Raw genomic sequence first — 9,240 nt, 5'->3', positions numbered from 1 at the left:
TTGGAGCGGGAAACGAGACTCGAACTCGCGACCCCGACCTTGGCAAGGTCGTGCTCTACCAACTGAGCTATTCCCGCTTGGGTGGTCCGTGCTTTAGAAGCACCTTCAAATTTTGGAGCGGGAAACGAGACTCGAACTCGCGACCCCGACCTTGGCAAGGTCGTGCTCTACCAACTGAGCTATTCCCGCAAATCTGTACTGCTTTTGTTGCTGTCGTAACGTGTAATTCTCTGTCGTTACGGGAGGCGCATTATACGAGAAATCCTTTTAGCTGCAACCCCCCTTAAAGTGATTTTTTCGAAATTCAGTTCAAGTGCTTATTTAATCGGCAATCTGAACAATTTAACGACAAAAACCCAGCCACGCAAGGTGCCGGATCTCAAAATCACAGCTTAATAAAGTTTTCGCGGTAGTACGCGAGTTCCGCCACGGACTCGCGGATATCGTCCATCGCCTGGTGCGTACCCTGTTTTTTAAAGCCGTCCAGAATTTCAGGTTTCCAGCGGCGCGCCAGCTCTTTCAGGGTGCTCACGTCCAGATAGCGGTAATGGAAGTAAGACTCCAGCTCCGGCATGTACTTGAAGAGGAAACGACGATCCTGACCGATGCTGTTCCCGCAGATCGGCGATTTACCCGCTGGTACCCACTGCTTCAGAAATTCGAGCGTCGCCAGTTCCGCCTCGCGATCGCCCAGCGTGCTCGCCTTCACGCGCTCGACAAGACCGCTGCCGGTGTGGGTACGCACGTTCCACTCATCCATCAGCGCAAGCTGGTCGTCGGACTGATGCACCGCAATCGTTGGCCCTTCGGCAAGGATATTCAGGTTGGCATCGGTCACCAGAGTTGCAATCTCAATAATGCGATCGCGCTCGGGATCCAGCCCGGTCATTTCGAGATCGATCCAAATCAGGTTGTTTTCATCCGCGCTCATGTTATTTTCCACCCTTCTCGCATAACCGGCAGTAGCAGGTTAACTAGTATTAATTAGAGTGTATCATAGAGGTTTTGCCCCTTACGGGCGACCAGGAGCCAGTGCGATTGAGTAAAAATAAACTCTCCAAAGGGCAGCAGCGCCGCGTGAATGCCAATCATCAGCGCCGTCTTAAAACCACTTCGGAGAAGGTCGATTACGACGACAACCTGTTTGGCGAACCAACGGAAGGCGTAGTCATCAGCCGTTTCGGTATGCACGCCGACGTGGAATCCGCCGATGGCGAAATCCACCGCTGTAACATTCGCCGGACCATTCGTTCTCTGGTGACCGGCGACCGCGTCGTCTGGCGACCGGGTAAAGAGGCGGCAGAGGGCGTTACGGTAAAAGGTATCGTTGAAGCGGTCCATGAGCGTACGTCCGTGTTAACCCGTCCCGATTTTTACGACGGGGTGAAGCCGATAGCCGCCAACATTAACCAGATTGTCATCGTATCGGCGATTTTGCCCGAACTTTCGCTCAATATTATCGACCGATACCTTGTCGCCTGTGAAACGCTGCAGGTTGAACCGATTATCGTGCTGAACAAAATCGATCTGCTGGATGACGAAGGCATGGCTTTCGTTAATGAGCAGATGGATATCTACCGCAAGATTGGCTACCGCGTTCTGATGGTGTCCAGCTACACCAAAGACGGACTGAAACCGCTGGAAGAGGCGCTTACCGATCGCATCAGCATCTTTGCGGGTCAGTCCGGCGTGGGGAAATCGAGCCTGCTAAACAACCTTCTCGGCCTCCAGCAGGAGATCCTCACTAACGATGTGTCTGACGTCTCGGGTCTGGGCCAGCACACCACCACCGCCTCACGTCTCTATCATTTCCCTCACGGCGGCGATGTGATCGACTCACCGGGCGTGCGTGAATTCGGTTTATGGCATCTTGAGCCGGAACAAATCTTTAATGGATTTGTCGAATTCCATGATTATTTAGGCGCTTGCAAATACCGCGACTGCAAACACGATAACGATCCAGGCTGCGCTATCCGCGAAGCGGTTGAGAAAGGTGAAATCGCGGAGACCCGCTTCGAGAATTACCACCGCATTCTTGAGAGCATGGATCAGGTAAAAACGCGTAAAAACTTTTCTGATTCTGATAACTGACAACTAAGCTAAGCATCGCTAAAATCGTCCCCTTTTTTCAGGTTCCGGCGGCTTACTGCCGGATCAGGAACGACAAAACAATGGCCTGGAGGCTACCTTGTTAAACGCATTTAAACTTTCGCTTCAATACATTCTGCCAAAACTGTGGCTCACTCGCCTGGCGGGCTGGGGCGCAAGCAAACGCGCGGGCTGGCTGACCAAACTGGTCATCGACCTTTTCGTTAAGTATTACAAGGTCGACATGAAAGAAGCGCAGAAGCCGGACACCGCCAGCTACCGCACGTTCAACGAGTTTTTCGTGCGCCCGCTGCGCGACGAAGTGCGCCCGCTGAACACCGACCCTAACGTCCTGGTGATGCCAGCAGACGGCGTGATCAGCCAGTTGGGTAACATCGAAGACGACAAAATCCTGCAGGCGAAAGGCCATAACTACAGCCTGGAAGCGCTGCTGGCGGGCAATTACCTGATGGCGGACCTGTTCCGCAACGGCACCTTTGCCACCACCTATCTGTCACCGCGCGACTACCACCGCGTACACATGCCGTGTAATGGTATCCTGCGTGAGATGATCTACGTGCCGGGCGATCTGTTCTCCGTGAACCACCTGACCGCGCAAAACGTACCGAACCTGTTTGCCCGTAACGAACGCGTCATCTGCCTGTTCGATACTGAATTCGGCCCTATGGCGCAGATTCTTGTTGGCGCGACCATTGTCGGCAGCATCGAAACCGTCTGGGCTGGCACCATTACCCCGCCGCGTGAAGGCGTGATCAAGCGCTGGACGTGGCCTGCCGGTGAAGAAGAAGGCTCTGTCGCCCTGCTGAAAGGCCAGGAAATGGGTCGCTTCAAGCTGGGCTCTACCGTCATCAACCTGTTTGCGCCGGGCAAAGTGAAGCTGGCTGAGCAGCTCGAAAGCCTGTCGGTCACCAAACTGGGTCAGCCGCTGGCGGTCTCTACCGAAACCTTCGTGACGCCGGATGCAGAACCTGCTCCGCTGCCGCAAGAAGAGATCGACGCCGAGCACGACGCCAGCCCGCTGGTTGACGACAAAAAAGACGAAGGCTAACAAAAGAAGGATCGCTGACGTGCGCCCGATTATCGTTCTACTGATGGCCTGGTGCCTCAGCATGGGGGCGTACGCAGCGACAGCCCCCGACGCCAAACAGATAACCCAGGAGCTGGAGCAGGCGAAAGCGGCTAAACCCGCTCAGCCAGAGACCGTTGAGTCACTCCAGTCCGCACTGAACGCGCTTGAAGAGCGGAAAGGCTCGCTTGAGCGCGCTCAGCAGTATCAGCAGGTTATCGACAACTTCCCTAAACTCTCGCAAACGCTGCGCGCGCAGCTCGCTAATCTGCGCGATGAGCCCCGCGAAGTGCCGGAAGGCATGACCACCGACGCCCTGAACCAGGAAATCCTGCAGGTCAGCAGCCAGCTCCTGGAAAAGAGCCGCCAGGCTCAGCAGGAGCAGGAGCGAGCGCGTGAAATTGCCGACTCCCTCAGCCAGCTTCCGCAGCAGCAAACCGACGCCCGCCGCCAGCTTAACGACGTTGAGCGCCGCGTGGGTACGCAAAGCGGCAACACGCCGCAGGCTCAGGCGCAAAATCTGGGTCTGCAGGCGGAATCTGCCCGTCTGAAGGCCCTTGTGGATGAGCTGGAGCTGGCGCAGCTTTCCGCCAACAACCGCCAGGAGCTGGCGCGGATGCGCTCTGAACTCGCTCAGAAGCAGAGCGAGCAGTTGGATGCGTACCTTCAGGCCCTGCGTAATTTGCTTAACAGCCAGCGCCAGCGCGAAGCCGAGCGAGCGCTTGAAAGCACCGAGCTGCTGGCGGAAAACAGCGCCAATCTGCCGGAAGGTATCGTCGATCAGTTTAAGGTCAACCGCGAGCTTTCTGCCGCCCTGAATCAGCAGGCGCAGCGTATGGATCTGGTTGCCTCCCAGCAGCGTCAGGCGACGAATCAAACCCTGCAGGTGCGCCAGGCGCTCAACACCCTGCGCGAGCAGTCCCAGTGGCTCGGGTCATCAAACCTGCTGGGCGAAGCGTTACGCGCCCAGGTCGCGCGCCTGCCGGAAATGCCGAAACCGCAGCAGCTGGATACCGAGATGGCCCAGCTGCGCGTGCAGCGACTGCACTTTGAAGATCTTCTCAATAAGCAGCCGCAAATACGCCAGATCCGTCAGGCTGACGGACAACCTCTGACCAGCGAGCAAAACCGTATTCTGGAAGCCCAGCTGCGCACCCAGCGCGAACTGCTGAACTCCCTGCTGCAGGGCGGGGATACGCTGATTCTGGAACTGACTAAGCTCAAGGTCTCTAACAGCCAGCTGGAAGACGCGCTGAAAGAGGTGAACGAGGCTACGCACCGTTATCTCTTCTGGACATCCGACGTACGTCCAATGACCTTCTCGTGGCCAATTGAGATCGTTCAGGATCTGCGCCGCCTGATTTCCCTCGACACCTTTAGCCAGCTCGGACAGGCCAGCGTGATGATGCTGACCAGTAAAGAGACGATTTTCCCGCTGCTGGGCGCGTTGGTTCTGGTGGGCTTCAGCATTTATTCGCGCAGACATTTCACCCGCTTCCTGGAGCGTTCCAGCGCGCGGGTGGGGAAAGTCACTCAGGATCACTTCTGGCTGACGCTGCGCACCGTGTTCTGGTCGATTCTCGTCGCGTCTCCGCTACCGGTGCTGTGGATGACGCTTGGCTATGGCCTGCGGGAAGCCTGGCCCTATCCGCTCGCGGTCGCCATTGGCGATGGTGTCACCGCCACGGTACCGTTGCTGTGGGTGGTGATGATTTGCGCGACGTTCGCGCGGCCTAACGGCCTGTTCATCGCCCACTTTGGCTGGCCTCGTAACCGCGTGGCGCGCGCCATGCGCTATTACCTGATGAGCATCGGGCTGATTGTGCCGCTGATAATGGCGCTGATCATGTTTGATAATCTCAACGACCGGGAATTCTCAGGCTCGCTGGGGCGCCTCTGCTTTATGCTGATCTGCGGCGCGCTGGCCATCGTCACGCTCAGCCTGAAACGCGCGGGGATACCGCTCTATCTGGATAAATCCGGCAGCGGCGACAACATGTTCAACCGGCTGCTCTGGAATTTGCTGCTGAGCGCTCCTCTGATTGCGATGCTGGCAGCGGCGGTAGGTTACCTGGCAACCTCGCAGGCGCTGCTGGCGCGACTAGAAACGTCGGTGGCGATCTGGTTCCTGCTGCTGGTGGTGTATCACGTGATCCGGCGCGGGATGCTGATCCAGCGCCGCCGTCTGGCCTTTGACCGCGCCAAGCATCGCCGGGCAGAGATCCTCGCTCAGCGTGCCCGTGGCGAGGAAGAGCCAACCCATGTCAACAGCACGGAAGGCACGATGGATGCGGACGAGGTCGAACTGGATCTGGATGCCATCAGTACCCAGTCTCTGCGCCTGGTGCGCTCCCTCCTGATGCTGATTGCCCTTCTGTCGGTGATCTTCCTGTGGTCGGAAATTCATTCCGCGTTTGGCTTCCTGGAGAACATCTCTCTGTGGGACGTGACGTCCACGGTGCAGGGCGTTGAAAGCCTGGAGCCGATCACCTTAGGCGCGGTGCTGATTGCGATTCTGGTGCTGATCATCACCACCCAGCTGGTGCGTAACTTCCCGGCACTGCTGGAGCTGGCGCTGCTGCAGCATCTGGATTTAACCCCCGGCACGGGATACGCCATTACGACCATTACGAAATACCTGATACTGCTGTTTGGTGGAATGGTCGGGTTCTCAATGATTGGTATTGAGTGGTCTAAACTGCAGTGGCTGGTGGCCGCGCTGACGTTTGGCCTTGGCTTTGGCATGCAGGAGATTTTCGCTAACTTTGTATCCGGCCTGATCATCCTGTTTGAAAAGCCGATTCGCATTGGCGATACGGTGACGATCCGCGATCTGACCGGGAGCGTAACGAAGATCAACACCCGCGCCACCACGATCAGCGACTGGGACCGTAAAGAGATCATCGTGCCGAACAAGGCATTTATTACCGAGCAGTTTATCAACTGGTCCCTGTCGGACTCCGTTACGCGCGTGGTGCTGACGGTACCGGCGCCGTCGGATGCCAACAGTGAAGAGGTCACGCAGATCCTCTACACCGCCGCTGAACGCTGTACGCTGGTGCTCGATAACCCTGCGCCGGAAGTATTCCTGGTTGATTTACAGCAGGGGATCCAGATTTTCGAACTGCGTATCTACGCCGCCGAAATGGGGCACCGCATGCCGCTGCGCCATGAGATCCACCAGCTAATTCTGGCGGGCTTCCGCGAGCATGGTATTGATATGCCGTTCCCACCGTTCCAGATGCGTCTGGAAAGCATGGACGGACGCAAGATGGGTAAAACGCTCACGTCGGCGGCAAGATCGCGCCCGGCGGGAAGTCTGTAATCGTTCTCCCCTCCCTTTCGGGGGGGGCATTTTACCGCTACGCCACTTCCGTGACGTACGCCATTGAGCGCCGGCGGTAATTCTCATAAATTCCCATCGCCAGTAGCGAGAAGAAGACTGGCCCACCGACCATCCACAGCGCGCTGTTCCAGTCGTTCGCCTCAACCACGGGCTGAATAACGGTAAAGATGTTGGCAAACGCCACGACCAGCACCACCACCGTGGTCGCCAGCAGCGTTGCCGCGCGGGTTTTGAAGATCACAAACGGACGCTCAAGATCCCGCTTCGCCTTAAAGAACGGGAACGCCAGCGTCAGGAACAGGTACGGCAGCGTCATCGACACGTTCGCCATCAGGGTCAGCTTGTTATAGAACGCAGACGCGGTATCACCGCCAAATGACACCAGCAGAATGAACACGCACACCAGCAGACACTGCATCCACATGGCGTTGGCAGGCATGCCTGCGGTATTGAGCTGCGTCATGCGTGCCGGCCACAGCGCTTTTGGCGTACCCTGGATGATTGCTTTCAGCGGCGAATAGATTAGCGTGAAGAACGCGCCGGTATAGGCAAGGAACATCGACAGGCCGGTAATGCGCGCAAACCAGATCCCCATGGTGGCCGATGCTTCCGGCGTCAGGTGCATGGCGTTACCCAGCGTCATTCCCAGGCTTTTCATCAGCACGTAGGTGATGTTCCCGAGGTTAGTGGTATTGTTACTCAACACCTGCTGCCAGTTAGTGCTAACGCCCCAGAGGAAAATCGCCAGCGAATAGCCGATGGAGATGACGATGGCGGCAAAAATAATCCCTTTGGCAAAGTTTTTTTCCGGGTTCTCGGTCTTATCGACCAGCCCACCTACCGCTTCAATACCGCCGTAGGCAAAAATGGCAAATACCACGAAGGAGAGCATGGCCAGCCCGGACTGATAGCCCGGATTAGGCGATGAAACGAAGTTCACCTCCTGCGCGAAGTGTCCGCCGTTCAGGCACAGAATGGCGATACTCACCAGCAGCAGCACCAGATTCAGGCACATCACGGAAATACCGCCAACGGCGGTGATCCGGGCAATTTTGTTGATGCCTTTTGACGCCACCAGCGTCACCACCACCATCCAGCACACCGCCAGAATCCCGACCACCTGCGTGGAGCTCAGCCCGGCTAAAGACCAGACCTGCGTTTTATCCGCGCCGAAAAGAAACGTGGAGAACGGCACCCAGACTTTGGCCGCCGTGCTGACCATCCAGACGACGTAGGAGGAGAACCACATAAACGTGCCGATAAACGCGTAGCGCGGGCCGATGCTGTTGTTCATCCATGAATAGATACCGCCCTCTTCTTTCCGGTAAGCCGAGCCCATCTCCGCCATCATCAGCGCAAACGGGATAAAGAAGAACAGAGCAGAAACGATATAAAACGGCGTCGCGCTGTAGCCCATCAGATAGAAAGCCGACGGGCTGTTGGCAAAGCCAAAAACTGACGTAAAAATCATCAGAATGAGCCCGGTGAGGGTCATCTTTTTGAGTGACTGGGACATATAACCATCCGAAGAGGAATTAAACTGCGCGGATGGTAGCAGATGACCAGACTAATATTGTGGCTATACGAGGCAATTTAAGAAAAAGACCCGTGTACAGAGAAAATGGCAGTTTTTAATGTTGCGGAGAAGAAATGGAAAGGAATATTGCCACAGGTACTATATGCCGGGTAAGCGACAGCGCCACCCGGCCATTCTTTAGGCGCGATCGACCGTAAAGGCAATCACATCGCCCAGTTGCTCGGCGCCCAGCGCCAGCATGACCAGACGATCCACGCCCAGCGCCACGCCGGAGCAATCCGGCAGGCCTGCTTTTAACGCTTCCAGCAAGTTAACATCAATCGGCTGCTGCGGCAGACCGCGCGCGGCGCGCTTACGGTTGTCCTGCTCGAAACGCTGCTGCTGTTCGCGCGCGTCGGTCAGCTCGTGGAAGCCGTTCGCCAGCTCGATGCCTTTGTAGTAAACCTCAAAACGCTCTGCCACGCGGTGATCTTCGGTGCTGATCTGCGCCAGAGACGCCTGGCTTGCCGGGAAGTGATAGACAAACGTCGGGCGATCTTTGCCAATCTGCGGTTCCACGCCGAAGGTGAACAGCAGCTGCAGCAGCGTGTCGCGATCCTCTTCGGTATCCGCCACGTTGCTCAGATCCAGTTTTGCCGCCACTTCACGCAGCTGGGCTTTGTCCGCCGACAGCGGATCGATTTCCAGATGGCGCTGGAAGGCCTGCTGATAGGAGAGCGTTTCGGCTTCTGAGCAGTCCAGTACCTGCTGCAGCAGATCGTCCACCTCATTCATCAGGCGGTACATATCATAGTGCGGGCGGTACCACTCCAGCATGGTGAATTCCGGGTTGTGGTGACGCCCCATCTCTTCATTACGGAAGCTGCGGCACAGCTGATACACCGGACCACACCCCGCCGCCAGCAGGCGCTTCATGTGATATTCCGGGCTGGTCATCAGATACAGATTCATGCCCTGGGAGTGGCCTGGGCCAACAAAACGGGTTTCAAACGGGACCAGATGAATATCCGTTACCGTTGCCTGACTCATGCACGGGGTTTCCACCTCCAGGACGCCGCGGTCGGCAAAGAAACGGCGGATCTCCGTCATAATTGCGGCGCGTTTTAACAGATTTGGGATGGATGCGCTCGGCTGCCAGGTGGCCGTTTCGCTCATGAGTTTTTCTCCGATTTCAGACAAGGG

General features: G+C 56.8%; 6 protein-coding genes and 2 tRNA genes. 3 read left to right on the top strand and 5 right to left on the bottom strand.

The features are described 5' to 3' along the window. Position 1 precedes the first annotated feature (1 nt). The 3 genes from HBA26_RS18000 to orn form a co-directional block, all read right to left on the bottom strand. Positions 2-77: transfer RNA gene (locus HBA26_RS18000), tRNA-Gly, on the bottom strand. A gap of 36 nt (positions 78-113) precedes the next feature. Next, a tRNA-Gly gene (locus HBA26_RS17995) sits at positions 114-189 on the bottom strand. A 196-nt stretch (positions 190-385) separates the two neighbouring features. After that, complete coding sequence (orn, locus tag HBA26_RS17990) at positions 386-931, bottom strand: oligoribonuclease (RefSeq protein ID WP_028015247.1); 546 nt, start codon at positions 929-931, stop codon at positions 386-388. A gap of 107 nt (positions 932-1,038) precedes the next feature. Here orn and rsgA point away from each other — a divergent pair, with 107 nt between their 5' ends. The 3 genes from rsgA to mscM all read left to right on the top strand — a co-directional run bounded on the left by rsgA (position 1,039) and on the right by mscM (position 6,500). Beyond that, entirely contained in the window at positions 1,039-2,091 is a 1,053-nt protein-coding gene (rsgA, locus tag HBA26_RS17985) for a small ribosomal subunit biogenesis GTPase RsgA (protein ID WP_032644955.1), read from the top strand. A 97-nt stretch (positions 2,092-2,188) separates the two neighbouring features. Next, positions 2,189-3,157: an archaetidylserine decarboxylase gene (asd, locus tag HBA26_RS17980; RefSeq protein WP_028015245.1), complete on the top strand. Its 969-nt coding sequence runs from the start codon at positions 2,189-2,191 to the stop codon at positions 3,155-3,157. Positions 3,158-3,176: 19 nt separating this feature from the next. After that, positions 3,177-6,500: a miniconductance mechanosensitive channel MscM gene (mscM, locus tag HBA26_RS17975; protein WP_028015244.1), complete on the top strand. Its 3,324-nt coding sequence runs from the start codon at positions 3,177-3,179 to the stop codon at positions 6,498-6,500. Between the two features lie 37 nt (positions 6,501-6,537). Here mscM and yjeM read toward each other — a convergent pair whose 3' ends face one another. Beyond that, entirely contained in the window at positions 6,538-8,037 is a 1,500-nt protein-coding gene (yjeM, locus tag HBA26_RS17970; RefSeq protein WP_048999794.1) for a glutamate/gamma-aminobutyrate family transporter YjeM, read from the bottom strand. A gap of 198 nt (positions 8,038-8,235) precedes the next feature. Then, the gene (gene epmA, locus HBA26_RS17965; protein ID WP_041911493.1) at positions 8,236-9,213 is read right to left on the bottom strand and encodes an elongation factor P--(R)-beta-lysine ligase; all 978 of its coding nucleotides are present in this window, start codon (positions 9,211-9,213) and stop codon (positions 8,236-8,238) included. Between the last annotated feature and the right edge of the window lie 27 nt (positions 9,214-9,240).

The organism is Enterobacter sp. 725m/11, assembly GCF_011683705.1.
GTDB lineage: Bacteria > Pseudomonadota > Gammaproteobacteria > Enterobacterales > Enterobacteriaceae > Enterobacter > Enterobacter bugandensis.
Note: the sequence above shows the minus strand (reverse complement) of the source record. Positions and strands in the feature narration are given on the sequence as shown.

Coding starts and splice junctions, on each gene's coding strand:
- orn (WP_028015247.1), bottom strand. CDS start 931: ATGAGCGCGGATGAAAACAACCTGATTTGGATCGATCTCGAAATGACC.
- yjeM (WP_048999794.1), bottom strand. CDS start 8,037: ATGTCCCAGTCACTCAAAAAGATGACCCTCACCGGGCTCATTCTGATG.
- epmA (WP_041911493.1), bottom strand. CDS start 9,213: ATGAGCGAAACGGCCACCTGGCAGCCGAGCGCATCCATCCCAAATCTG.